At 63.7% G+C, this 23,207-nt stretch carries 21 protein-coding genes and 7 pseudogenes; 22 read left to right on the forward strand and 6 right to left on the reverse strand.

The window, feature by feature from the left end; all coding sequences use genetic code 11:
* Positions 1-9: 9 nt before the first annotated feature.
* The 16 genes and pseudogenes from cybH to IVA95_RS19105 all read left to right on the forward strand — a co-directional run bounded on the left by cybH (position 10) and on the right by IVA95_RS19105 (position 14,074).
* Positions 10-765: a Ni/Fe-hydrogenase, b-type cytochrome subunit gene (cybH, locus tag IVA95_RS19030; RefSeq protein ID WP_247511868.1), complete on the forward strand. Its 756-nt coding sequence runs from the start codon at positions 10-12 to the stop codon at positions 763-765.
* A gap of 5 nt (positions 766-770) precedes the next feature.
* A complete protein-coding gene (locus IVA95_RS19035; RefSeq protein WP_247511869.1) occupies positions 771-1,355 on the forward strand; it encodes a HyaD/HybD family hydrogenase maturation endopeptidase in 585 nt (194 codons plus the stop codon).
* A 25-nt stretch (positions 1,356-1,380) separates the two neighbouring features.
* Positions 1,381-1,677 carry a HypC/HybG/HupF family hydrogenase formation chaperone gene (locus tag IVA95_RS19040; protein WP_247511870.1) on the forward strand — a complete coding sequence of 99 codons (297 nt, stop codon included), beginning with the start codon at positions 1,381-1,383 and terminating at the stop codon, positions 1,675-1,677.
* A gap of 238 nt (positions 1,678-1,915) precedes the next feature.
* Positions 1,916-2,359, forward strand: coding sequence for a hydrogenase accessory protein (locus tag IVA95_RS19045; protein WP_247511871.1), 444 nt, complete (start codon positions 1,916-1,918; stop codon positions 2,357-2,359).
* Positions 2,356-3,219 carry a hydrogenase expression/formation protein gene (locus tag IVA95_RS19050; RefSeq protein WP_247511872.1) on the forward strand — a complete coding sequence of 288 codons (864 nt, stop codon included), beginning with the start codon at positions 2,356-2,358 and terminating at the stop codon, positions 3,217-3,219. The genes IVA95_RS19045 and IVA95_RS19050 overlap by 4 nt, the downstream gene beginning before the upstream one ends.
* On the forward strand, positions 3,216-3,425 hold the full coding sequence (locus tag IVA95_RS19055) for a rubredoxin (RefSeq protein WP_247320203.1): 210 nt from the start codon (positions 3,216-3,218) through the stop codon (positions 3,423-3,425). Before IVA95_RS19050 ends, IVA95_RS19055 begins: the two co-directional genes overlap by 4 nt.
* Positions 3,422-3,937, forward strand: coding sequence for a [NiFe]-hydrogenase assembly chaperone HybE (hybE, locus tag IVA95_RS19060; protein WP_247511873.1), 516 nt, complete (start codon positions 3,422-3,424; stop codon positions 3,935-3,937). Before IVA95_RS19055 ends, hybE begins: the two co-directional genes overlap by 4 nt.
* Positions 3,934-5,028 (forward strand): nickel-dependent hydrogenase large subunit, encoded by a 1,095-nt coding sequence (locus IVA95_RS19065; protein WP_247511874.1) that lies wholly within the window; start codon positions 3,934-3,936, stop codon positions 5,026-5,028. The genes hybE and IVA95_RS19065 overlap by 4 nt, the downstream gene beginning before the upstream one ends.
* Positions 5,021-5,362: a hydrogenase maturation nickel metallochaperone HypA gene (gene hypA / locus IVA95_RS19070; protein WP_247511875.1), complete on the forward strand. Its 342-nt coding sequence runs from the start codon at positions 5,021-5,023 to the stop codon at positions 5,360-5,362. The genes IVA95_RS19065 and hypA overlap by 8 nt, the downstream gene beginning before the upstream one ends.
* Positions 5,362-6,252, forward strand: coding sequence for a hydrogenase nickel incorporation protein HypB (gene hypB, locus IVA95_RS19075; protein ID WP_247511876.1), 891 nt, complete (start codon positions 5,362-5,364; stop codon positions 6,250-6,252). The genes hypA and hypB overlap by 1 nt, the downstream gene beginning before the upstream one ends.
* The gene (gene hypF / locus IVA95_RS19080) at positions 6,249-8,504 is read left to right on the forward strand and encodes a carbamoyltransferase HypF (RefSeq protein ID WP_247511877.1); all 2,256 of its coding nucleotides are present in this window, start codon (positions 6,249-6,251) and stop codon (positions 8,502-8,504) included. The genes hypB and hypF overlap by 4 nt, the downstream gene beginning before the upstream one ends.
* Positions 8,504-8,740, forward strand: coding sequence for a HypC/HybG/HupF family hydrogenase formation chaperone (locus IVA95_RS19085; RefSeq protein WP_247511878.1), 237 nt, complete (start codon positions 8,504-8,506; stop codon positions 8,738-8,740). Before hypF ends, IVA95_RS19085 begins: the two co-directional genes overlap by 1 nt.
* Positions 8,737-9,879, forward strand: coding sequence for a hydrogenase formation protein HypD (hypD, locus tag IVA95_RS19090; RefSeq protein WP_247511879.1), 1,143 nt, complete (start codon positions 8,737-8,739; stop codon positions 9,877-9,879). The genes IVA95_RS19085 and hypD overlap by 4 nt, the downstream gene beginning before the upstream one ends.
* Positions 9,876-10,916 carry a hydrogenase expression/formation protein HypE gene (gene hypE, locus IVA95_RS19095; RefSeq protein ID WP_247385353.1) on the forward strand — a complete coding sequence of 347 codons (1,041 nt, stop codon included), beginning with the start codon at positions 9,876-9,878 and terminating at the stop codon, positions 10,914-10,916. Before hypD ends, hypE begins: the two co-directional genes overlap by 4 nt.
* 84 nt (positions 10,917-11,000) lie before the next feature.
* The gene (locus IVA95_RS19100) at positions 11,001-12,614 is read left to right on the forward strand and encodes an enoyl-CoA hydratase-related protein (protein WP_247511880.1); all 1,614 of its coding nucleotides are present in this window, start codon (positions 11,001-11,003) and stop codon (positions 12,612-12,614) included.
* 2 nt (positions 12,615-12,616) lie between these two features.
* Positions 12,617-14,074 (forward strand): annotated as a pseudogene (locus IVA95_RS19105) (sigma-54 dependent transcriptional regulator).
* Between the two features lie 322 nt (positions 14,075-14,396).
* On the opposite strand, the gene IVA95_RS39035 reads toward IVA95_RS19105, so the two are convergent.
* Together IVA95_RS39035 and IVA95_RS39040 are read right to left on the reverse strand one after the other, a co-directional pair.
* The gene (locus IVA95_RS39035) at positions 14,397-14,579 is read right to left on the reverse strand and encodes a hypothetical protein (RefSeq protein ID WP_308200466.1); all 183 of its coding nucleotides are present in this window, start codon (positions 14,577-14,579) and stop codon (positions 14,397-14,399) included.
* A complete protein-coding gene (locus IVA95_RS39040; RefSeq protein ID WP_346658024.1) occupies positions 14,537-14,932 on the reverse strand; it encodes an ATP-binding protein in 396 nt (131 codons plus the stop codon). Before IVA95_RS39040 ends, IVA95_RS39035 begins: the two co-directional genes overlap by 43 nt.
* A 483-nt stretch (positions 14,933-15,415) precedes the next feature.
* On the opposite strand from IVA95_RS39040, the gene IVA95_RS19115 reads away from it, so the two are divergent.
* Positions 15,416-15,955: a helix-turn-helix domain-containing protein gene (locus IVA95_RS19115; RefSeq protein WP_247511881.1), complete on the forward strand. Its 540-nt coding sequence runs from the start codon at positions 15,416-15,418 to the stop codon at positions 15,953-15,955.
* A gap of 40 nt (positions 15,956-15,995) precedes the next feature.
* Here the strand turns inward: IVA95_RS19115 and IVA95_RS19120 are convergent.
* A pseudogene (locus IVA95_RS19120) lies at positions 15,996-16,152 on the reverse strand (ATP-binding protein); the annotation flags it as partial.
* 15 nt (positions 16,153-16,167) lie between these two features.
* Here IVA95_RS19120 and IVA95_RS19125 point away from each other — a divergent pair.
* A pseudogene (locus tag IVA95_RS19125) lies at positions 16,168-16,879 on the forward strand (IS66 family transposase); the annotation flags it as partial.
* On the opposite strand, the gene IVA95_RS19130 reads toward IVA95_RS19125, so the two are convergent.
* From IVA95_RS19130 to IVA95_RS19140, 3 genes and pseudogenes are all read right to left on the reverse strand, one after another.
* Positions 16,872-17,519: a transposase gene (locus tag IVA95_RS19130; RefSeq protein WP_247511882.1), complete on the reverse strand. Its 648-nt coding sequence runs from the start codon at positions 17,517-17,519 to the stop codon at positions 16,872-16,874. The pseudogene IVA95_RS19125 and the gene IVA95_RS19130 sit on opposite strands and share 8 nt — an antisense overlap.
* A pseudogene (locus IVA95_RS19135) lies at positions 17,513-18,058 on the reverse strand (transposase zinc-binding domain-containing protein); the annotation flags it as partial. The gene IVA95_RS19130 and the pseudogene IVA95_RS19135, both read right to left, overlap by 7 nt.
* Before the next feature lie 11 nt (positions 18,059-18,069).
* A pseudogene (locus IVA95_RS19140) lies at positions 18,070-18,937 on the reverse strand (site-specific integrase).
* A 677-nt stretch (positions 18,938-19,614) separates the two neighbouring features.
* On the opposite strand from IVA95_RS19140, the pseudogene IVA95_RS19145 reads away from it, so the two are divergent.
* From IVA95_RS19145 to IVA95_RS19160, 4 genes and pseudogenes are all read left to right on the forward strand, one after another.
* Positions 19,615-19,758 (forward strand): annotated as a pseudogene (locus IVA95_RS19145) (transposase domain-containing protein); the annotation flags it as partial.
* Between the two features lie 515 nt (positions 19,759-20,273).
* Positions 20,274-20,466: pseudogene (gene nifH / locus IVA95_RS19150) on the forward strand (nitrogenase reductase); the annotation flags it as partial.
* A gap of 154 nt (positions 20,467-20,620) precedes the next feature.
* On the forward strand, positions 20,621-21,823 hold the full coding sequence (locus IVA95_RS19155) for a cytochrome P450 (RefSeq protein WP_247511883.1): 1,203 nt from the start codon (positions 20,621-20,623) through the stop codon (positions 21,821-21,823).
* A gap of 94 nt (positions 21,824-21,917) precedes the next feature.
* Entirely contained in the window at positions 21,918-23,207 is a 1,290-nt protein-coding gene (locus tag IVA95_RS19160; protein ID WP_247511932.1) for a cytochrome P450, read from the forward strand.

Consider the following 23,207-nt stretch of genomic DNA (forward strand, 5'->3'; position numbering starts at 1 on the left):
GGAAACGCCATGATGGATGTAGCTGCACGTCCGGCGGAAGCCGAGCCGGACCTCTCCGCGATAGCGGCCGATGCGGCCGGCGAACACGGGGTCGGCCGTCCCGCCGTCTATGTCTACGAAGCGCCGGTGCGGATCTGCCATTGGGTGAACGCGTTCTCGATCATCGTGCTGATGGTGACCGGTTATCTGATCGGAACGCCATTGCCGTCGGTCGAGGGCGAGGCCTCGGCGAATTTCGTGATGGGCTATATCCGCTTTGCCCATTTCGCGGCGGGGCAGGTGCTGGCGGTGTTCTTCCTTGCCCGCATTCTGTGGGCCTTCGTCGGAAATCACCATTCCCGGCAGATTTTCTATCTGCCGGTGCATCGCAAGCACTTCTGGAAGGAAGTGCTGCATGAAATCCGCTGGTATGCGTTCCTGGAGCACGAGCCGAAGATGTATGTCGGCCACAACCCGCTGGCGCGGACCGTGATGTTCACGGGCTTCACGCTGTTCGTGGCGTTCATGATTGTTACCGGCTTTGCGCTCTATTCGGAAGGTGCGGACATCGACAGTTGGCAGCACAAGCTGTTCGGCTGGGTGTTCGCGATCTGGCCGAACAGCCAGGACGTTCACACCTGGCATCATCTCGGCATGTGGGCGCTGGTCGCGTTCGTGATGGTGCACATCTACGCCGCGGTCCGTGAGGACATCATGTCGCGCCAGAGCATCATCTCCTCGATGATCTCCGGCGAGCGGCATTCCGCGACTGAGAAACTGGAATGATACCGATGCCGACATCTTCGCAAGCAAACCGCATCCTGGTGCTCGGCATCGGCAACATCCTGTGGGCCGACGAAGGCTTTGGCGTGCGCGCGGTGGAGGAATTCCACCGCCGCTACGCCGTGCCCGACAACGTCACCATTCTCGACGGCGGCACGCAGGGGCTCTACCTCGTGAACTACCTGGAGGATGCGGATCGTTTGATCGTGTTCGACGCGATCGACTATGGGCTCGAGCCCGGGCAGTTGAAGCTCGTTCGCGACGACGAGGTGCCGCGTTTCACCGGCGCCAAGAAGATGAGCTTGCACCAGACCGGCTTCCAGGAGGTCATCAGCGCGGCCGACCTGCTTGGCCGTTGTCCGCGACATCTCGTATTGATCGGCTGCCAGCCGCTCGACCTCGAGGATTGGGGTGGGCCGCTGACGAAGCCGGTGCGCGATCAGATCGCGCCGGCGCTCGAGCTTGGTTGCGAGATCCTGGCCGAATGGGGCGCCGAGGTGATGCCGCGCACCGCGCCGTTGACAGAATCGGAGCGGCTGCTCGCCAACGACATCGATCAACAGCATTACGAGGTGAGGGGGCGGCCGGCCTGACCGGCTGCACCGTCGGAGATCCGCCATGTGCCTCGGCTTGCCGATGACGATCGTTGAGACTGACGGGATATCGGCGCTGTGCGAGTTCCGAGGCGAGCAGCGGCGCGTTTCGATGCTGCTGCTCTCGAACCCGCCGGCCGGTGCCAGGGTGCTGGTCTTTATCGACACCGCGGTTCGGCTTCTGCATGAGGCCGAGGCGCGCCTGATCGGCGCCGCGATCGACGGTCTGGGCGCAGCGATCAATGGCGAGGATTGCGATCGCTTCTTCGCCGACCTCATTGACCGCGAGCCGCAACTGCCCGAGCATCTCCGGCTTGATTAGGGCGGCAGCCCGCTCCGCGAGAGCCCGCGTCCTCGCTGGAGGATAAATTTCTACCTGCTAAGTTCATTTTCATCCGATATGAAAATTAGCTTTCCGTCTTGGGATTGATGCATCTCCTGTCGTGGAAATATATGATTCAAATCAATTGGATAAATCAGGAAAGGTGATAACCGTCCTTGGCACGTACCTTGCTGATCCCTATTCCCAGCAGAATCATAAGCTTGTCAGGGGAGGTCTGATGAAATTCCAGCAGGGAAGGCAGGATCTGGCGCGGCGTGGCTTGCCGGAGGTGGATGCTGCGACGGTCGATCGTTTTCTGAATACGACCGACGAGGCCCGCGCCATCGCCGTGTTGCTGTCGGCGGGAGACCCCGCGCGTTTTCCGGAGGCGATCGACGTCGCGGTCGTGCTGCCGGAGCTGATCGAGGCATTCAAGGGTCGGTTGCGTGCCGCGGTGATCGCCCGCGGTGCCGAGAGCGAACTCGGCCAGCGTTTTGGCGTGCGCGTGCAGCCGACGCTGATCTTCGTCGCCAAGGGCGAGACACTCGGGCTGATCGCGAAGATCCAGGACTGGTCGATCTATGTCGACCGCATCACCAAGCTGATCGACCGTCCGCGCGGCACGAGCGCCGTTGTCATGACAACCATCGTTCCCCAGCACCGCCAAAGTGTCGAACTATGAAAGCGGGTTTCTGGACTGCGCCCGAGGGCGCGGAGCAGCCGATCAACGTGTTTCCGATCGGCGATGAGAGCCTGAACGCGACGAGCGGCAGCCTGACCGCGGCCGGTGCCTTGGCCAAGCTTGCCACGCTCGACAGCGCGGAACTCGCCAGGATCTGCCCGAACGCCATCGAGCTGTTGTCGAAGGTGGCCGCAGCGATCGCGAGCCAGAAGGCCGACATGCCGACGCAACTGTTCCGGCTTGGCAATCTCAACGATCTCGAGCGCAAGCTGATTGCCGACGTGATGGGCGAGGGCGAAGTGGCTGCCGTCGTTGCGCTGCCCGATGGATCGTTGGCGCAGATCCAGGAATCTGTGCTGGCCGGGATCTGGCGCGTGCAACTGGAGAGCGACGCCAATCACGAATATCTCGAGGTCGGGCCGATCCCGGAGATCGTGAAGCGCGCCGCTGCCGATCTCACGGCTGCGGATTTCGAGATCGGGCAGGCCCCCGAAGGTGCCATGAACGTGCTGCCGGTGCTTGCGGAAATCCGCGAGCGGGCGCTCGCATGGCGGCCGGGCATCCGCTCGCAGATCATCAATTTCACGCTGCTGCCGATGAGCCCGGTCGACATGAGTTTTCTCCAGGACACGATCAAGAACGGGCCGATCCAACTGGTTTCTCGCGGCTATGGTACCTGCCGGGTGCTCTCCACGGGCATCCGCAATGTCTGGTCGGTGCAGTTCTTCAACGCTATGGACACCATCATCCTCGATACGCTGGAGATCGGCGGCGTGCCGACGGTGGCGATTGCGGCTGACGAGGACTTCGAGGACTCGGCTGAGCGGCTTCAGGAGATCATCGAGGCCTATTTCAAATGAGCGGGTTCGAGAATTTTGGCGTGCGCCAGGACGTCGCCGATGTCACGCGGCTGGAATGCGGCATCTGCTGGACGGTCTATGATCCCACCGATGGCGACGGGGTGGCACAGATCGCGCCCGGCACTCCGTTCGCGGCGTTGCCGGAAGACTGGCGCTGCCCGAACTGCGACTCTCCAAAATCCAAGTTCATGGCGATCGAGTCATGACAGCTGATGCGCAAATTCCTGCCAGCGACGCCGACGCCGAAGCATGGGGCGAGCTCTTGGCAGGAAGCCATCGGGAGATCGGCGAGCGCGCGATGCGCGATCTGCCGATCTACAACGACGCGCTCGGCGTCGAAGCGGTCGGTTTCCGCTGGTTCAACGGCACGACCATCGGCATCATGGTCACGCCCTGGTTCATGAACGTGGTGATGCCGGCGAGCGCGATCGCGCGGGATACGTCGGGCCCGAGCCTGCGAATCCGCTTCCCTGCGGGCGATATCGAATTCACTCTCAGCGAGGTCGGACAAATGGGCCTGATCGCGAGCTGCTCGCTGTTCTCGCCGATGTTCCAGTTCGCGGACATGGTCGCCGCGCGGGCGACGGCCGAAGCGACCCTCGCCGAGCTGATGCTGCCGGCCGACAGCGAGGAGGCGGTCCGTCGTCGCGAGCCCGCAACAAGCCCGATCGATCGGCGTAACTTCCTGCGCGGTGTTCTGACGGAGCGGTGCGGATGAGCCTGGCCTTCCGCAACGAGATCGACATCACGGTGTGGCTCGCCGGCGGCACGATCGCCGACGTCGCGATCCGGCCGCGCAGCCGGCCGCCGTTGACGCGCTTGTTCGCGGGAAAGCCGGCCTCGTCACTGCCGTCGGTGCTGCCGCGTCTGTTCTCCCTGTGCTCGATGGCGCATCAGGTAGCTTTCCTGTCCGCGGTCGAGGCGGCGCGGGGCGAGGATGCCAGTCTCGAGATCGAGCACGGTCGCGTCGTCGCTGTCGTCGCCGAACGCCTGACCGAATTGTTACGCGGCCTGTTCGTTGGCCGTCTCACGCTTGACGGCGCCGGCGCCGCAGCCGTTCGTGCCATGATGGAGGCCACGGCCGTTCTGGGTGGCAGCATCGCCGAGCGCGGGGAGGCGGTCTCGCGCCGCGAGGCGGTGGCGAAGATCAGGGCATCGCTCGCCGCGCTCGGGATCGCGAGCGAGGAGCAAACCCCCGGGGCCGGCAGCGCGCTGGCGGTACATCTTGCGAATTTCGATGGCGATGCCTTGCTGCCGCCGGTGGTCGAACAGTCATTCCTGTCGGCAGCCGACGATCTCGAAATCGTCATGCGGCTGCTTGCCGATGGCGCGATATTCTCCGATGCGCCTGATCTCCAGGGCCGGATTCCGGAGACCGGCGTCTGGGCGCGGCGGGTTGGGCGTGAGCCGATCCTGCCGCCGGGCGCGGGGCCCGCCGAGCGTCTGAAGGCGCGAATCGCGGAAGTGGCGCGGCTCTGCGCCTTCCTCGAGGCGGACGATGGGACAGTCGAGGACGGTGTCCTCCAGAGCTACCGGGTGGGGACCGGCAGAGGCGCGGGTGCCGTCGAATGCGCGCGGGGCCGGCTCTATCATGCCGTCGAGCTCGACGATGAAGACCGCATCGTCCGCTTCGAATTCTTGGCGCCGACGGAGTGGAATTTCCATGCCCGCGGGCCGTTGGTTCGCAGCCTCCAGGGCTCCGTTCTCGCCGGGGGCCGGCAGGGGCTGGATGCGGTCCGCACGCTCGTCGGCTCGTTCGATCCGTGCGTCGGCTTCAGCCTCAGCTTCCGCGAGATCGGCCATGCATGAGATGGCGCTGTGCGAGGGAATCATCGAGATTATCCAGGAGGAGTCGCGCAAGCACGCCTTCGCTAGGGTGAACGTCGTGTGCCTGGAGATCGGTGCGCTCAGCCATGTTGCGCCTGAGGCGATGAAGTTCTGCTTCGAGGCCGTCGCCGCGCGCACCATTGCGCAAGGAGCAAGGCTCGAGATCGTCGAGACGCCGGGAGCGGCCTGGTGCATGGCCTGCTCCAAAGGCGTCGAGATCAAGCAGCGCTATGAGCCGTGTCCGTCCTGCGGCAGCTATCAATTGCAGGTGACCGGCGGCGAAGAGATGCGCGTGAGAGAGCTGGAGGTCGACTGATGTGCACGGTATGCGGTTGCAGCGATGCCAAAGCGTCCATCGAACACACCCATGATCATTCCCATGATCATTCCCATGGGCACGATCATTCGCATCATCATGGGCACAGCCACGACCATCACCATCATCATGATCACGCGCCCGGCGATGGCGGGCTGGTCGATTGCAGCGCCAACCCGGCAGGCCAGCAGATCGCCGGCATGAGCAGCGACCGCATTATCCAGGTCGAGCGCGACATTCTCGGCAAGAACAATCGGCTTGCCGCCGACAACCGCGCGCGCTTCCGCACCGACGACGTGCTCGTCTTCAACCTGGTCTCGAGCCCCGGCGCCGGAAAAACCTCGCTTCTGGTTCGCGCCGTGTCCGAGCTGAAGGACAGCTTTCCGATTGGCGTGATCGAAGGCGATCAACAGACCTCCAACGATGCCGAACGGATCCGCTCGACCGGCGTGCCGGCGATCCAGGTCAATACCGGCAAGGGCTGCCATCTCGATGCCGCCATGGTCGGCGAAGCCTATGACCGCTTGCCCTGGCTTAACGGCGGCATCCTCTTCATCGAGAACGTCGGTAATCTCGTCTGTCCCGCGGCGTTCGATCTCGGCGAGGCCTGCAAGATCGTGGTGTTCTCGACCACGGAAGGCGAGGACAAGCCGCTGAAATATCCGGACATGTTCGCAGCCTCCTCTCTGATGCTGATCAACAAGATCGATCTTGCGCCCGTACTCGACTTCGATCTTGCAAGGACGATCGAATATGCGCGCCGGGTCAGTCCGAAGATTGAGGTTTTGACGGTGTCGGCGTGCACCGGTGAGGGTTTTGCGGCATTCTATGCCTGGATTCGCAAGCGGGTTGCACAGATGAAGCCGACCGAGATGGCCGTGTCGGGATGAGCATGAGCGGCGAGGCCATGGCGCGAGACCGAAGACGGCTGCGCCTGCATGTGCGCGGCGCCGTGCAGGGCGTGGGCTTTCGTCCCTACGTCTACGGCCTCGCCGCGCGCTATCGGCTCGGCGGCTTCGTTGCCAATGATCCCGATGGCGTGGTGATCGAGGTCGAGGGCGACCGCGCCGCCGATTTTGTCGATGCGCTGCCGCTGGAAAAACCGCCACTGGCTCGGATAGACGAGATTTCCGTGCAACCGGTCGGCATCACCGAAAGCGACGAGTTCCACATCCGCGCCAGTGAGCAGGGCAAGGTCTCGACCCGGATCGCCGCCGATGCCGCGACCTGTCCGCAGTGTCTGAGCGAGCTGTTTGATCCGGCGAGCCGCTTCCATCTCTATCCTTTCGTCAACTGCACCCATTGCGGCCCGCGCTACACCATCGCCGAGCGGCTGCCCTATGACCGCCGTACCACCGCGATGAGGCGCTTCGCGATGTGCACGGCCTGCGCAGCAGACTATGCCGATCCGGCGAGCCGTCGCTTCCACGCCGAAGCAATTGCCTGCCCGCGATGTGGGCCAAGGATCAGTCATGGTACCAAGCAGATCGCCACTGCGATCGCCGACGGAAGGATCGTCGCGATCAAGGGGCTCGGCGGATATCAATTGCTGTGCAATGCCCGTGAAGATGCGGCCGTGTGGCGTCTGCGGCACCGGAAGCATCGCAATCAGAAGCCGTTCGCCGTGATGGTCGGCTCGACGGATGTGGTCGGCGAGATCGCTGAAATCGATGCGGTCGGGCTCGCGCTGCTGGAATCCTCGCCGCGGCCCATCGTGCTGATGAGATCCCGCGATATGCTCCCGCCCGCGATTGCGCCGGAGCTGTCGCGGATCGGCGTCATGCTGCCCGTCGCGCCGCTGCATCATCTGGTGCTGAAGGCGCTCAATTCGGCGCATCCGCGAGCAGACGGCGCAAGTTGGGCGATCGTGGCAACCAGCGCCAATCCTGGCGGCGAGCCGCTGGTGATCGTCAATGCCGAGGCCAAACGGCGGCTTGCCGGCATCGCCGACCTGATCGTCACGCATGACCGCGACATCGTCACCCGCGCGGACGACTCTGTCGTGTCGGTGGTCGCGGGCCGGGCGCAGTTCATCCGCCGCGCCCGCGGCTATATTCCCGAGCCGATTAGGCTCGCGAAGTCCGTCCCGTCGGTGCTTGCGGTCGGCGGCGCGCTGAAGTCGACGGTCACCGTCATCCGCGGCAACGAAGCCTTCGTCTCCCAGCACATCGGCGATCTCGACACCGCGGAAGGCATTCGCTTTTTCGAGGAGACGGTGGATCACCTGCTCTCGACGCTGGACATCGAGCCGGTCGTCATCGCCCACGACCTTCATCCGAACATGGCCTCGACCCGTTTCGCCGAAGCCAGCGGGAGGCGGCTGATCGCGGTCCAGCATCACCATGCCCATGCGGCATCCGTGATGGCGGAACATGGCGTCGCAGGGCCAGCGTTGGCGCTGGTGCTCGACGGCTTCGGCTATGGCAGCGACGGTGGCAATTGGGGCGGCGAGTTGCTCTCGTGCGATGGTGCACGCTTCCGGCGGCTCGGACATCTGGCGCCGATGAAGATGCCGGGTGGCGATCGCGCGACGCGCGAGCCGTGGCGCATGGCCGCGAGCGTGCTGCACGCCTTGCGGCGCGGCGACGCGATTGCGAAGCGCTTTGCGATGCAGCCGCAGGCTGCGCGTCTCTGCGCTATGCTCGACCAGCCCGGCGTGGCGACGACGACCAGCGCCGGCCGGCTGTTTGACGCGGCGGCGGGGCTGCTTGGTCTCTGTCCGGTGCAGAGTTACGAGGGCGAAGCCGCAATGAAGCTGGAAGCGCGTGTCCGCACACCGCGCCTCGCGGAGGACGGCTGGACGATCGAGAATGGCGTGCTGTCTCTTTTCCCCTTGCTCGAGCGCCTTGCGGTCGATCCGGTCGATGGGGCCGAGCTCTTCCATGGCACCTTCGCCGCCGCCTGCATCGACTGGATCGCGCGCGCGGCACTGGAGACCAGCGTCACGACCGTCATCCTGAGCGGTGGCTGCTTCCTCAACGCGATCCTCGCAGACGAGATCGGGCGCGGCTGCATCGCCAGCGGGCTCTCGCCGTTGCTGCCTCGCCAGGTGCCGTCCAATGACGGCGGCCTCAGCCTCGGGCAGGCCTGGGTCGCCGCGCTCCAACTCCTCGAACAGCAAGGCCCGGAAGGAAACGCCTGATGTGTCTCGCGATACCTGCTGAGGTCACAAAGCTCCTGCCCGACGACATGGCCGTCGTCTCGATCGATGGCGTCAGCAAAGAGATCTCGGTGGCGCTGATCGAAAACCTCGCCGTCGGCGACTACGTGATCATCCATGTGGGCTACGCCCTGACCAAGATCGATCCGGAGGAGGCGCAGCGGACGCTGGAGCTGTTGCGTGAAATCGCCGCCGAAAGCCGGGAGGCCGCGCAATGAAATATGCCGACGAGTTTCGCGACAAGGAGATCGCGCTGGGATTGGCGAAGGCGATTCGCTCGGAGGCCGATCCGGAACAATCCTATCGTTTCATGGAATTTTGCGGCGGCCACACGCATGCAATCTCCCGCTACGGGCTGGAGGACATGCTGCCGAAGAACGTGCGGATGATCCACGGCCCCGGCTGCCCTGTCTGCGTCTTGCCAGCGGGACGCATCGACATGGCGATCCGGCTCGCCGAGCGGCCGGACGTGATCCTTTGCGTCTACGGCGACCTGATGCGGGTGCCGGGCTCGCAGGGTGCCTCGCTGCTGAAGGCGAAGGCGCGCGGCGCCGACGTCCGTATGGTTTATTCCACGATTGATGCAATCCGTGTTGCGGAAGAAATTCCCGGCCGCGCGGTCGTGTTCTTCGCCATCGGCTTCGAGACCACGACGCCGCCGACCGCCGTGATGATCCGGCTCGCCGAGAAGAAGCAGCTCAAGAACTTCAGCGTGTTCTGCAATCATGTGCTGACGCCGCCGGCGATGCAGAACATCCTGGAAAGCCCCGATATCCGCAATATCGGCCGCGTCGAGATCGACGGCTTCGTCGGGCCGGCCCATGTCTCGACCATCATCGGCACCGAGCCTTACGAGTTCATTGCCGAAGAATTCGGCAAGCCGGTGGTGATCGCGGGCTTCGAGCCGCTCGACATGATGCAGGCGATCCTGATGCTGGTGCGGCAGGTCAACGAGCACCGACATGAGGTGGAGAACCAGTATAGCCGCGCAGCGACCCGTGACGGCAATCTGCGCGCCAAGGAGGAGGTCTCCGACATCTTCGAGCTGCGCGACCAGTTCGAGTGGCGCGGTCTCGGCCTAGTGCCTTATAGCGGGCTCAAGCTGAAGCGGGCCTACGCCAAATACGACGCCGAGGTCCGCTTCGACATGAACGAGCTTCGCGTTGCCGACAATCCGGCCTGTGAATGCGGCGCCATCCTGCGCGGCGTGAAGAAGCCGGTTGACTGCAAGCTGTTCGGCACGGTGTGCACGCCGGAGACGCCGATGGGGTCCTGCATGGTCTCGTCCGAGGGTGCATGTGCGGCACACTGGACTTACGGCCGCTTCCGCGATCATCAGCAACGGCGGGCGTCATGAAAGCCCATCAGCGCAAGCTCGACATAAGGAACGGCTGCGTCGACCTGTCCCACGGATCCGGTGGCCGCGCGATGTCGCAACTGATCTCGGGCCTGTTCCACGAGGCCTTCGGCAATGAATGGCTGGCGTGCGGCAACGACCAGTCTGCGTTCGATGTCGGCGCCGGGCGCATGGTGATGACGACCGACGGCTATGTGGTCTCGCCGCTGTTCTTTCCGGGCGGCAATATCGGCTCGCTCGCCGTGCATGGCACGGTCAACGACATCGCCATGGCTGGCGCGCGGCCCCTCTATCTCTCGGCGAGCTTCATCATCGAGGAAGGTTTTCGTTTCTCCGACCTGAAGATGATTGCGGATTCCATGGGCGAGGCCGCGCGAGCCGCGGGCGTCTACATCATCACCGGTGACACGAAGGTCGTCGAGCGCGGCAAGGCCGACGGCCTGTTCATCTCGACAGCCGGGGTCGGTGTCGTGCCTGCCGGGCTCGACCTCTCTGCCGGGAATGCCCGCGTCGGCGATCGTGTCCTGATCTCTGGAACGCTCGGGGACCATGGCGTCGCCATCATGTCCAAACGCCAGAACCTCGCTTTTGAGACCGAGATCGTCTCGGATTCCGCGTCGTTGCATGATTTCGTGGCGAGCATGCTGGCGGCCGGCGGCAAGGGCATCCGTTTGATGCGCGATCCCACCCGCGGTGGGCTCGCCGCAACGCTGAACGAGATCGCCCAACAGTCCGGCCTCGGCTTCCGACTTCAGGAGGCGGCGATCCCGGTGAAGCCCGGTGTTGCTGCGGCCTGCGAACTGCTCGGGCTCGATCCGCTCTACGTCGCCAACGAAGGCAAGCTGGCAGCGATCGTGGCGCCCGAGGTTGCAGCAGCCGTGCTTGCGGCGATGCGGGTGCATCCGCTCGGCCGTGATGCCGCCGAGATCGGCGAGGCCGTGGCAGACGACCACCATTTCGTGCAGATGGCGACGAGCTTTGGCGGCGGAAGGATCGTCGACTGGCTGTCGGGCGAACAATTACCCCGGATCTGTTGAGGCTCAGGATGCGCATTCTGCTTTTGTCGCATTCCTTCAACAACCTGACGCAGCGGCTGCATGTCGAACTCTGCGAGCGTAGCCATGAGGTCTCGGTCGAGCTCGATATCCACCCGCGAAAGTGTTGCGCTGTATCGGCCCGACCTCGTTATCGCGGCGTTCTTGAAACGGGCGATCCCGGACGATGTCTGGCGTGGCGTGCGTTGCCTCGTCGTGCACCCCGGCCCGCCCGGTGACCGCGGTCCTGCGGCTCTCGACTGGGCCATTCTCGAGGGCGTCGCGGAGTGGGGTGTCACGGTGCTGCAGGCGGATGGCGAGTTCGACGCCGGTCCGATCTGGGTCCATCGCACGTTCCCGATGCGGCGTGCCGCGAAGTCCAGCATCTACCGCAACGAGGTCACCTCCTACGCGGTGGAGGCGGTGCTCGAGGCCATTGCCGCGATCGAGGCCGGGCACGAGGCGCCCGCGCCAATGGCGAGCGACGATCCGCGCATTCGCGTGCGGGGGCCCTGCCGGCAAGCGGATCGCGCGATCGACTGGCAGCACGACACAACCGTCGAGGTGCTTCGCAAGATCGACAACGCCGACGGCATGCCCGGCCTGACCGACAGTCTGTTCTGGCAGGACGTCCGGCTGTTCGATGCGCATGAGGCCCATGGCATCTCCGGCGTACCCGGCACCGTGGTGGCGCAGTGCGACGGTGCGCTGGCCTGGGCGACCGTCGACGGCGCGGTCTGGATCGGCCACGTCCGGAGTGTCGCGCCGAAGAGCTTGAAGCTTCCGGCGACGAAGATCTTCGCGTCGGAAGCCGCGCATCTGCCGCACAGGCCAGGATGCGGCTACGGTCCGATCGAATATCGCGAGCATTGCGAGGTTGGCGAGCTGCAATTCAACTTCTACAACGGCGCCATGAGCTCCGACGACTGCAAGGCACTGCTCAGCGCCTATCGAACCGCGCTTGCGCGCGCAACCAAGGTGCTGCTGCTGACCGGCGGCCGTGATTATTGGTCGAACGGCATTCATATTGCCGAGATCGAGGCCGCCGATAGCGCGGCGGATGAGTCCTGGCGCAACATCAACGCGATCGACGATCTCGCGCGGGCCATCATCGAGACCACCGATCGGCTGGTGGTTTCCGTCGTTCGCGGCAATGCCGGCGCAGGCGGCGTGTTCCTCAGCCTCGCCGCCGATGAGGTCTGGGCCAGCGATCGGATCGTGCTCAATCCGCATTACAAGGCCATGGGCAATCTCTACGGTTCGGAATACTGGACCTATCTTCTGCCGCGGCGCGCGGGTGCCGCGAATGCGGCCATGATCACTCAATGCCGGCTGCCGATGGGCGTGGCTGAGGCCGGACGCCTCGGCATCGTCGATCGCGTGCTGACGGCCAGGGGCGCGGCAACGGACGATCTCGTGAAGCTCGCCGCCGCGCTTGCATCGGATCCCGACTATGCCGCGCGCCTTGTCGACAAGCAAAGGCGCCGCGCCGCCGACGAAGCCGAGAAACCGCTCGACGCGTACCGCAACGAGGAGCTGCGCCGCATGCGGCTCAACTTCTACGGCTTCGATCCAAGCTACCACGTGGCGCGTTACAATTTCATTCACAAGGTCCCGAAGTCGCGTACGCCGCTGACCATCGCTAATCACCGGTCGCGGCGTGAGTGCGCACGACCTACCTGCATGGCGGTGCGATCATGAGCATGCCAGGAAACGTGCCAGGAAACGTCCAAGGAACCATTCTCGTCGTCGACGACGAGATTCGCTCGCAGGAGGCTCTGCGGCGCGTCCTCGACCAGGATTCGGGGTATTGTGCGCCGGCAATGCGGCCGATGCGGAGAAGCTCCTGGAAGGCGATATCGTCCACGCCATTCTCTGCGACCAGCGGATGCCGCACGAATCGGGCGTCAGCTTCCTGAAGCGGGTCCGCGAGATATGGCCGGATCCGGTGCGGATGATCATCTCCGGCTATTCTGACTGCGAAGACATCATCGCTGGCCTCAACGAGGCCGGCATCTATCAATACATCACGAAGCCATGGCAGCCGGACCGGTTGGTCGACATCGTCAAGGAAGCAGTTCAGCTCTAGCGGCTTCAGAAGGAAACGGAAACGGCGGGGGTCGACGTCAAGGCGACGCCCGGGCACGTCAAGAAGGTCGTGTCGGTCAAGCGCGGCGCCGCAAAGCAGCTTTACAACTTCAACCGTGTCGTGCATTCGCCCCATAGTCCGATGCATGACGTGATCGAGCTCGGCAGACGCGCCGCCGACTACGATATCTCCATGCTGATCACCGGGGGGGGCGGCACCGGCAAGGAGCTGCTCGCCCGCGCCATTCATTATGGCTCGGCCCGCGCCAACAAGGCGTTCGTGGTCGAGAATTGCGGCGCGCTGCCGGATGAACTGCTCGAAAGCGAAAGTTCGGATGCAACAAGGGCGCCGCCTATCAGGACCGCATCGGCCTGTTCGAGGTGGCGGACGGCGGCACCACCTTCCTCGATGAGATCGGCGAGACCTCGCCGGCGTTCCAGGTCAAGCTGTTGCGCGTGCTGCAGGAGAGCGAGATCCGTCCGCTCGGCGCGCAGCGGGTGCGCAAGGTCGACGTGCGCGTGGTGCCCGCGACCAATCGCGATCTCGAAGCCGAGGTCGAGGCCGGCCGGTTCCGACGCGACCTCTCCTGCCGCCTGGCGGCGTTTCCGGTTCACATGCCGGCACTGCGCGAGCGGCCCATGGACGTCCCGTTGATCGCCGAGGGCGTGCTGTCGGGGTGAAGACGTCCTTCAACCGGCCGAGCCTGCGCTTTGCCGCGTCCGCGCTGGAGGAGTTCGCCAGATATCACTGGCCGGGCAACGTGCGCGAGCTTCAGAACGAGATCCAGCGCATGGCGGTGCTGGCCGACGAGTACGAGCTGCGTGTGCCGCCGCTGCTCGGCCGCCGCAACGGAAGGCGGCCGATCGCGATGCCTGCTCATGGCAAGCTTAACGGCTCGGCCACGCTGAAAGACAAGGTGGAAGATCTCGAGAAGTCCGTTATCATCAACTATCTGGAGAAGTATGAGGGCAATATCAGCCGGATTGCGAGCGAGCTTGGGCTATCGCGCGTGGGCCTCAAACTGTCCAGATACGATTTGAGAAAAAATGCCAAAGGCGACGCATTCTCCTGAGATCGGCGAAACGGAGACGTGCTCAACCTGAACCGATCGCGGCGGGTTCGAGTTCGATCGCGAGCGCGAGGGCGCCTGGATCGAAGTCATCCGTAAGATAGCGACCTGGAACATGGGTATGCCAGAGCAGAGGGCGGGTGAACTGCCCCCACGTTCGCGTTCATAATGTCGGTTGAAGGTTGGCTCCGCCGGTGACGGGACGGAGGAGGCGGAGCCGACCGGAGGGCCGTCATCGGCGGCGGCTTGATGAGGCTGCTCATCTGCTTGGCGCGGAGCGGTAGCTGACGACGCGGATACTCAGCACGTGGCTGTGGTGCAGGAGTCAGTCGAGGATCGCGGTAGCGACCACGGTGCCCCTTCGGCAACGCTGCGCTTCGACGTGATCAGCATGGCGCCAACCGCCGGCTGACCAGCTGGAAGAACAGGTGCGCAGCGTCGGCAGGTAGCCGAGTTCGTCGATGATCAGCAGCTTTGGCTTCGCCAGCGCGAGCAGTTTCTCGTCCAAGTGTCGCTCGCCGTACGCCTTGACGAGCTTAGCGACCAGCGTCGTCGCTGTGGTGGACGCATCCTATATCCGGCCAGGATCGCCTCTCGCCCGAGTGCGATCGACAAATACGTCTTGCCGACGCCCGGCGGACCAGCGTCATAATGCCGGGTGTCTGGGATCTGAGGTGGAGATCCTTTACCCGTTCCATCCGCGATGCGGAGTGTCAGTCGTCGTTGTCGCCTGCAAGCGACTTGGGCGGTCAGAAGCTCCTTTAAGAGCTCCAGCATTTGCTGATGGACTTCGATTGGAATGCTGCTGTATGTCGGAGGGCTCTCGAACAGATCCCCCTGACGACGTGATGCGTCCGCCATGACCGCCTCCTCGCGAATGGGACGATTCCCTGGAAGAGGAGGCTAAGAGCGCGTCGACAAGAAGACGCGCCTCCAGTAGACGATCCACCGGAAGCCGCGGTTCAGCTTTGAAATGGAAGGAAGCGGCGGCGGGAGCCGCAGACCGCCGAATGAGATGCACGGATCTCCACCATGGTTGATCTGGCTACCGCGGCAATGGATAGCGCCCGACAGTACTGCGCTCGTCGGCGATACGCGCGCGGATCGCGCCATCAGCGGAGGTCATCGCGCGGCTGCAGCCGCTGGGTGTACAGGCGGCGCTGGCAGCCATGGAAGCGCGCGGGCGTGTCCGCGAGCTTGAGGGCGAGCGCGAGACGTTGCTGGCTACACCGGAGATGACGTTGAGCGACATCGATCGCGATCGATTACTTGCGCTTGGTGCCGATCTCAGTTTGGGAAAGTCCGGGTGCAACAGCTGCGACGCGCAAGAGGATCATCCGAAGCTTGATCCATGAGATTGTTGTGTGCATCCGCGACGAGGTGCTGGACTTGATTGTCCACTGGCATGGCGGCGATCACACGGCATTGCAGGTGAGGAAGAACCGCACCGGCGAGCACCGCTGGAGCACCGCGGCAGATATGGTCGATCTCGTTCGTGTCCTCGCGCGTCAGATGCCCGACAGCACCATCGCCGCGGTTCTCAACCGCGCCAGTAAGTCGACGGGGCGGGGCAACAGTTGGACCCGTGTCCGCGTTCGCAGCCTGCGCAACCAACACGCCATCGCGGCCTACCGAGAGGGCGAGCGCGCCGAGCGTGGAGATGTCACTTTGGACGAAGCTGCAACTGCGTTGAAAGTCAGTCCTTCGACGGTTCGCCGTCTGATCGAAGAACAGAGCTTGCCTGCGCAGCAGCTGTGCAAAGGCGCACCGTGGATGATCAAAGCGGTTGATCTGGAACATCCCGAAGTCAAGCGCGCGGCGCATGCGCGCCGGTTCCGGCGGCCATCGTCTGGCGATCCGGGTCAAAAAGAGCTTCAACTCTAAGGGGGTAGCGAGATGGGCAGTATGAATCTGACTCGGGCGTCCCAAGCAGTAACACGTTCTCGCCATTAGCGATCCAGCGGGCGCTCGCAAGCTCGCGTATCTGCTTGGGATCCAGCGAGGGCTGGGCCGAGAAGTCGAAGCCCCGACAGATCGCGAACGAACGGGAAGCGAGCAAGTTTGAGCGCCATCTCGATACGGGGTGATCCTTGCGCGTGCCGGTCCTGACCAAAGGCAAGAGCTCAACCGGCCGAATCTGGGTCTATGTGCGCGACGATAAGCGTTTTGGCGGGCAGGCCGAACCGGGGACAGTGCTTTATTACTCACGCGATCGTGCCGGCGAGCATCCCCAGGCCCGTCTGGCCGGCTACAGCAGCATCTTCCAGGCCCACGCCTATGGCGGCTATGGCGGCTATGGCAAGCTCTGCAACCCGGGCCGCAACGCGGGTCCGATCCTGGAAGCCGCATGCTGGGTCCATGCCAGACGGCTGTTCTTCGTGATGGCTGATCTGGCGGAGAATGCGCGCCGCAAAATGCAGGGCAAAAAGCCCGCGGTGATGTCGCCTCTGGCTCTGGAAGCAGTCCGCCGGATCGACGCCTTGTTCGAGATCGAGCGAGGCATTAACGGCGATACGCCCGAACAGCGCCGGGCCGGCCGCCAGGAGCTCAGCGCGCCCCTGGTTCGCCGGTTTGGAAACCTGAATGCGTGATCAACGCGCCAGGCTCTCGCGGCGCAACGATGTCGCCAAGGCGATGGACTATATGCTCAAGCGCTGGAGTGCGTTCACCCGCTTCCTCGACGACGGCCGCATCTGCCTGTCGAACAACGCCGAACGAGCCCTATGCGGCATCGCCCTGGGTCGGAAGTCGTGGCTGTTCTGCCGCTCCGACCGTGCCGCGACGATGTACAGCCTGATCGTCACCGCCTTATGCCGCGCGCGGGCGCGAGCACCTCGATGCACACCATCTGCCCTTGACGGCAAAAGGGACATTCCCGCAGGGAAACTCCGGTCAGCTCCTCGACCTTGTCGCGATAATCGGGTCCTTCCTTCGGTTTTACGGGCGTATCGGACTGCCGCATTCCGAGCAGTTCGCGGCAGCGGGCGAGCTTTTGCTTGCGGTAGCGGTTGCCCATGAAACCGTAATAGCGGATGCGCTGAAATCCTTCGGGCAAGACATGGACGAGGAAACGCCGGATGAACTCCCCGGCCTCGAGCGTCATTAGCTTTTGCCGGTTCTCGTTGCGATAGTCCTTCCACTGAAAGCGTACCTTGCCATCCTCGATATCGACGATCCGGTTGTTGGCGATTGCCACCCGGTGTGTGTAGCGTCCGACATATTCCAGAACACCGTTCAGCGCCCGCGAATGGTGGCTTGGCATAGACCACCCAGTTGACCTGGCGGGCGGGATCCAGATAGCGCCGGAATGCGACGGGATCGTGCAGCCGTTCCAATGACGAAAAGAATCGCAACTCGCGCCATCGAATGCCTTTTGCAAGCCTTCGAGAAACAGCCGCCGGAATAGTCGGAGAGCACGGCGACTGGCATGAAGAAGCCGGGACGGCACGCGATCCAGCGGCTCCCGTCAGGCGACAGCCCGCCGCCGGGCACGACGCAGTGCAGATGGGGATGATGGCTGAGATTCTGACCCCAGGTGTGAAGCACCGCGAAAAACCCGATCTCCGCGCCGAGATGTCGCCGATCGGCAGCGATGGTGCGCAACGTCTCGGCGGCTGCGTGGAACAGGATCTTGTAGACCGTGCCGGCATTCTGGAAGGCAATCACGGCGATCTCGTCGGGAACGGTGAAGACGACATGGAAATACTGCGTATCGAGTAGCTCTTCCCGCCGAGCCTCGATCCATTCCGCTCGGGCGAGCCACTGGCACTTAGGGCAGCTGCGGGAACGGCAGCTGTTGTACGCGATCCGTCGTTCGCCACAGCGGTCGCACTGTTCGATATGGCGTCCGAGCGCCGACGTTCGGCAGCGCTCGATGGCAGTCATTGCTGCGCGTTGTTCGGTCGATAGCGAGGCCCAGTGCTGCTCTCGCCAGGCAGCACCGTAGCGACGGAATATATCCGCGACCTCCGGACCTGAACGGCCCATGAGGCTGGCCGTCAGAAATGTTCGGGCGCTGGCGGCGAGGAGGCGTTGGGGATCGGACGCGGCAGCAGTTCAAGCGGGCTCGTCGCCGCGCAGACTTTGTTGGTAGCGATCCGCAGATACTGAGCGGTCGTTGACAGGCTGCGATGGCCGAGCAGGAGCTGTTCCGGCTTCGAGCAGGTGCACCGCAAATGCGTGCCGCAGGGAATGCGGCGTCACCGGCTTGGAGAGTTTCGACACCCGATGTGCCTTGCGGCAGGTGGCATCCACGGCGCTTGTCGATATTGGTTCTCCAGCAACGGCGCCGGGAAACATCCATGCTCCGGTGGGTCGCACGGCGCACCAATAGTTCGTCAGCACCTCCAGCAACCTGGCCGACAGCATGACGTAGCGGTCTTTCTGTCCCTTGCCCTGCTCGACGCGCAGCACCATGCGCTGGCGGTCGATAGCCTCAGGCTTCAGGCGGGTCGCCTCGGAAATACGCAGGCCGGCGGCATAGCATGTCGTCAGGATCGCGTGGTGTTTGAAGCTCTCGATGCAGCCAAGGAAGTGCAGCACCTCCTCGGGGCTGAGAGTGACGGCCAGTGTCTTTGGCGCCTTTGGGCACGGAATGATCTGGTCGAAATCCCAATCGAGGCCGAGCGTGACGCGGTAGAGGAATCGAAGCGCTGCGACGGTCACGTGCACCGAACGTGGCGCCAGCTTCTTCTCGTTCGTCAAATAGACCTGGTAGGCGCGGATATCCTCCGGGCCGAGCAAAGCCGGCGATTTAGCGAAATGCCGGGCGAACTGCGAAACCTGCAGCAAATAAGAATCCTGTGTGTGTCGGGACAGGTTGCGGACCTGCATATCTTCCATCATGCGTAACCGAAGCGAGGTCATAGCGAACTCCTTGGCAAGAGGGACGCTGCGCACGGGCAGCAACACCATCTTGCCAGGGGCAAGCTCTTCTGAAATTGGATGGATTACATCGCTGTGCGGGTGGTGCCGGGGTCAGAGACACTGGCTGGCTTCAGGGGGATGCGCCGGGCTCAACGCGGATACCCTCCCGCGGAGCGGGTTCGTCCAAAGCTGTTTATGCCGACTGCCGAACTATGCCGAAGGGTTTTGGGAAGAGCCCGTTGTCTGCGCGTAATTGCGGGTAGTCGAGCGGTCGTGGTTCCGGTTCCATTCGGCATAGTCTGGCGTCTTACAGCGCCTCAAGGAAGGTGAGCGGCGGTCACTCGGCTGGAAGCGGGTCGCATGTGGTGCTCGTAGACGCCAGATCTTTTAATCCAGCTGAAGAGACCGCAGACCAAGTTCAGGCATCGCCATGTGCCGTGGCCAGCGAGTTCGTCTTCACGAGAAGCGCCGCGTAGAGTTCGACGAGCTGTCCGTGGGGTCCACTCTTCAGGCGCCGAAATAGTGGCTGCCGCGCAAATACTCTTCTGCAATCATATGCTGGCCTCCGCAGTTGAAAGCGGAGGCACAAGACAAACTATGCCGAGCCAATTACACGCCGCTCACAGTGAATCTCGGGGAAAACAAGCTCGTTCGGCATAGTTCGGCAGTCGGCATAAACCTCGAAGATGAAGGACGTAGACCCTCAAGCCTGGCTCGCCGACGTCCTGGCGCGCATCGCCGCACATCCAGCCCAAAAGCTCGACGAACTGCTTCCGTGGAATTGGCGTGACCGAAACAAGCGAGCCGAAAAAGCTGCCTGAGTGACCGCTACGCGGTCTTCACCGGCTTCACCGGACGCTTGAGAGTGGCGAGGCACATGGATTAACTCCTGTCCAGTTTTTCGAGCGAAGATCAGGTCCCCGGAACGTACCCGGGGCAGGTCAGTACCACCCAAGTCACTCTTGTCGATCCCCAGCACTTTTGCCTGGGTTATTTGTAGATGGTCGTAATTGTGAACCTCGATGCGAGATCGTAGTGCTTGCTCATCTTAATCAGAGTTCGATGTTGATTTAAATGTGGGGCTTCGACCTCTCTATGCAGGTCACAGATGGATACGCATCGATGTCGCGAACCTGACAATATGTTGCGACCATTCCAGCGGACATGTTGCGCATGCGTGTTTCAGTCTCGCTATGCGGGCGAGCACGGTATTCGACGTGGCACGCGGATTGCTGGGATGATGAGCAAAGAACCTAGCGGCAAAAGCGGCTGTAGCAACTGCATCCTCATTTCGTGGATGACACCGCGATCGATGGAACGAAGAAAGAAAAGCAAAATGTCAAATCCGCATCAGATAGCATTCTATGGGAAGGGGCCTCGGCGAAACCGCCCCCTACCAAACAGGCTCGCCGCCCTTGTCGACCCTTGCGCAGGAAATCTTGATGGCCGGCTGCGACTCAAAGGCCCACCACACTCGCCTTATCCTGAACTCGAAGGCGCAGGATAAAGTTCTGCATCTCGCCGCGCGGTATGCCTAGACAGTTACACGTTGGCCGATCTTGATAATCGAGTCGGGCTACGCCGCGGAGGACGTCGTCCACATGCCGTCTTACGTCATTCGCTGCCCGCAGCGCCTGCCGGTCACCTTCCGCCCTTCCATCGCTTAGAGAGTGAAGTGCCACCATGTCCGAACAACCCTTGCCGACGCTGCCGATGTGGCGCGTCGATCACATCGAGCCCTCGCCCGAGATGTTGGCGCTACGCGCCAACGGTCCGATCCACCGCGTGCGCTTCCCGTCCGGGCACGAAGGCTGGTGGGTGACAGGCTACGACGAGGCCAAGGCGGCGCTGTCCGACGCGGCGTTCCGGCCCGCGGGAATGCCGCCGACGGCATTCACCCCGGATTCGGTGATTCTCGGTTCGCCGGGGTGGCTGGTCTCGCACGAGGGGGGCGAGCATGCCCGGTTACGCACGATCGTGGCGCCGGCCTTCAGCAACCACAGGATGAAGCTGCTTGCGCAGCAGGTCGAGGCGATCGCCGCGCAGTTGTTCGAGACGCTGGCGGCCCAGCCCCAGCCCGCCGACCTGCGGCGCCACCTCTCCTTTCCGCTTCCGGCCATGGTCATCAGCGCGCTGCTGGGCGTGCTCTACGAGGATCACGCCTTTTTCGCCGGGCTGTCCGACGAGGTGATGACGCACCAGCATGAAAGCGGCCCGCGCAGCGCGTCGCGCCTGGCCTGGGAAGAACTGCGCGCCTACATTCGCGGCAAGATGCGGGACAAGCGCCAGGATCCGGGCGACAACCTGCTGACGGATCTGCTCGCGGCGGTCGACCAGGGCAAGGCGACCGAGGAAGAGGCGATCGGCCTGGCGGCGGGCATGCTGGTGGCGGGGCACGAGAGCACCGTCGCGCAGATCGAATTCGGCCTGCTGGCCATGTTCCGCCATCCGCAACAGCGCGAACGCCTGGTCGGCGATCCATCCCTGGCGGACAAAGCGGTGGAGGAAATCCTGCGCATGTACTCGCCGGGCGCGGGCTGGGACGGCATCATGCGCTATCCGAGGATCGACGTGACCATCGCGGGAGTGCATATTCCCGCGGAGAGCAAGGTGCTGGTCGGCCTGCCGGCGACGTCGTTCGATCCGCGCCATTTCGACGACCCGGAAATCTTCGACATCGGACGCGACGAAAATCCGCACCTGGCGTTCTCCTACGGGCCGCACTACTGCATCGGCGTGGCGCTGGCCAGGCTGGAACTCAAGGTGGTGTTCGGTTCGATCTTCCAGCGCTTTCCCGCGCTGCGCCTGGCCGTGGCGCCCGAAGAACTGAAGTTGCGCAAGGAGATCATCACTGGCGGGTTCGAGGAGTTCCCGGTGCTCTGGTGATGCTCGGACGCCGCCGGGAATCGCGATGTTCTCCGCAATTTGCCGGCGCGCCTGGCGCGCGCCGGTCAGATCAGCCAGCCAACAGGTAACCAAGATGGACGTGCAAGAAACCACGGCAGCATGCCGGGACGCCTTCGCCGAACTGGCGTCGCCAGCGTGCATCCACGACCCGTATCCGTTCATGCGGTGGTTGCGCGAGCACGATCCGGTGCATCGCGCGGCGTCGGGCCTCTTTCTGTTGAGCCGCCACGCCGACATCTACTGGGCGCTCAAGGCCACGGGCGATGCGTTTCGGGGACCGGCGCCGGGCGAACTGGCGCGCTATTTCCCGCGTGCGGCGACCAGCCTGTCACTCAATCTGCTGGCGTCCACGCTAGCGATGAAGGAACCACCGACGCATACGCGTCTGCGCCGGCTGATCTCGCGCGATTTCACCATGCGCCAGATCGACAACCTGCGGCCGAGCATCGCGCGCATCGTCGCAGCGCGCCTGGACGGCATGGCGCCCGCGCTGGAGCGCGGGGATCCGGTGGACCTGCATCGGGAATTCGCGCTGGCCTTGCCCATGCTGGTCTTCGCCGAACTGTTCGGCATGCCCCAGGACGACATGTTCGGGCTCGCCGCCGGCATCGGCGCCATTCTGGAAGGCCTGAGCCCGCACGCCAACGATCCCCAGCTCGCCGCGGCGGACGCGGCCAGCGCCAGGGTGCAGGCCTACTTCGGCGACCTCATTCAGCGCAAGCGCACCGATCCCCGCCACGACATCGTGTCGATGCTGGTCGGCGCACACGACGACGATGCCGATACGCTGTCGGATGCGGAGTTGATCAGCATGCTGTGGGGCATGCTGCTGGGCGGCTTCGCAACCACTGCTGCGACCATCGACCATGCGGTCGTGGCGATGCTGGCGTATCCCGAACAGCGGCACTGGCTGCAGGGAGACGCCGTGGGGGTGGAGGCATTCGTTGAAGAAGTCCTGCGCTGCGACGCGCCCGCCATGTTCAGCTCCATTCCGCGTATCGCCCAGCGCGACATCGAACTGGGCGGCGTGGTGATCCCGAAGAACGCGGACGTGCGCGTGCTGATCGCGGCCGGCAATCGCGACCCGGACGCCTTCGCCGATCCCGACCGCTTCGATCCCGCGCGGTTCTACGGCACCAGTCCTGGCATGTCGACCGACGGGAAGATCATGCTGAGCTTCGGCCACGGCATCCACTTCTGCCTCGGTGCGCAACTGGCCCGGGTGCAGTTGGCCGAGAGCCTGCCGCGGATCCAGGTGCGCTTCCCCACGCTGGCATTGGCCGAGCCGCCGACCCGGGAGCCCTCCGCGTTCCTTAGGACGTTCCGCGCGCTGCCGGTGCGGCTGCATGCGCAGGGGGGCTGA

This window comes from Bradyrhizobium sp. 157, assembly GCF_023073815.1.
GTDB lineage: Bacteria > Pseudomonadota > Alphaproteobacteria > Rhizobiales > Xanthobacteraceae > Bradyrhizobium.

Excerpts from the sequence above, each read along its gene's own strand:
- hypD (WP_247511879.1), top strand. The coding sequence starts at position 8,737 with ATGAAATATGCCGACGAGTTTCGCGACAAGGAGATCGCGCTGGGATTG.
- IVA95_RS19100 (WP_247511880.1), top strand. The coding sequence starts at position 11,001 with ATGAGGTCTCGGTCGAGCTCGATATCCACCCGCGAAAGTGTTGCGCTG.
- IVA95_RS19035 (WP_247511869.1), top strand. The coding sequence starts at position 771 with ATGCCGACATCTTCGCAAGCAAACCGCATCCTGGTGCTCGGCATCGGC.
- IVA95_RS19045 (WP_247511871.1), top strand. The coding sequence starts at position 1,916 with ATGAAATTCCAGCAGGGAAGGCAGGATCTGGCGCGGCGTGGCTTGCCG.
- hypF (WP_247511877.1), top strand. The coding sequence starts at position 6,249 with ATGAGCATGAGCGGCGAGGCCATGGCGCGAGACCGAAGACGGCTGCGC.
- hypE (WP_247385353.1), top strand. The coding sequence starts at position 9,876 with ATGAAAGCCCATCAGCGCAAGCTCGACATAAGGAACGGCTGCGTCGAC.
- hypA (WP_247511875.1), top strand. The coding sequence starts at position 5,021 with ATGCATGAGATGGCGCTGTGCGAGGGAATCATCGAGATTATCCAGGAG.
- IVA95_RS19055 (WP_247320203.1), top strand. The coding sequence starts at position 3,216 with ATGAGCGGGTTCGAGAATTTTGGCGTGCGCCAGGACGTCGCCGATGTC.
- hybE (WP_247511873.1), top strand. The coding sequence starts at position 3,422 with ATGACAGCTGATGCGCAAATTCCTGCCAGCGACGCCGACGCCGAAGCA.
- IVA95_RS19160 (WP_247511932.1), top strand. The coding sequence starts at position 21,918 with ATGGACGTGCAAGAAACCACGGCAGCATGCCGGGACGCCTTCGCCGAA.
- IVA95_RS19155 (WP_247511883.1), top strand. The coding sequence starts at position 20,621 with ATGTCCGAACAACCCTTGCCGACGCTGCCGATGTGGCGCGTCGATCAC.
- IVA95_RS19085 (WP_247511878.1), top strand. The coding sequence starts at position 8,504 with ATGTGTCTCGCGATACCTGCTGAGGTCACAAAGCTCCTGCCCGACGAC.
- IVA95_RS19040 (WP_247511870.1), top strand. The coding sequence starts at position 1,381 with ATGTGCCTCGGCTTGCCGATGACGATCGTTGAGACTGACGGGATATCG.
- IVA95_RS19065 (WP_247511874.1), top strand. The coding sequence starts at position 3,934 with ATGAGCCTGGCCTTCCGCAACGAGATCGACATCACGGTGTGGCTCGCC.
- hypB (WP_247511876.1), top strand. The coding sequence starts at position 5,362 with ATGTGCACGGTATGCGGTTGCAGCGATGCCAAAGCGTCCATCGAACAC.
- IVA95_RS39040 (WP_346658024.1), bottom strand. The coding sequence starts at position 14,932 with ATGGCGGACGCATCACGTCGTCAGGGGGATCTGTTCGAGAGCCCTCCG.
- IVA95_RS19050 (WP_247511872.1), top strand. The coding sequence starts at position 2,356 with ATGAAAGCGGGTTTCTGGACTGCGCCCGAGGGCGCGGAGCAGCCGATC.
- cybH (WP_247511868.1), top strand. The coding sequence starts at position 10 with ATGATGGATGTAGCTGCACGTCCGGCGGAAGCCGAGCCGGACCTCTCC.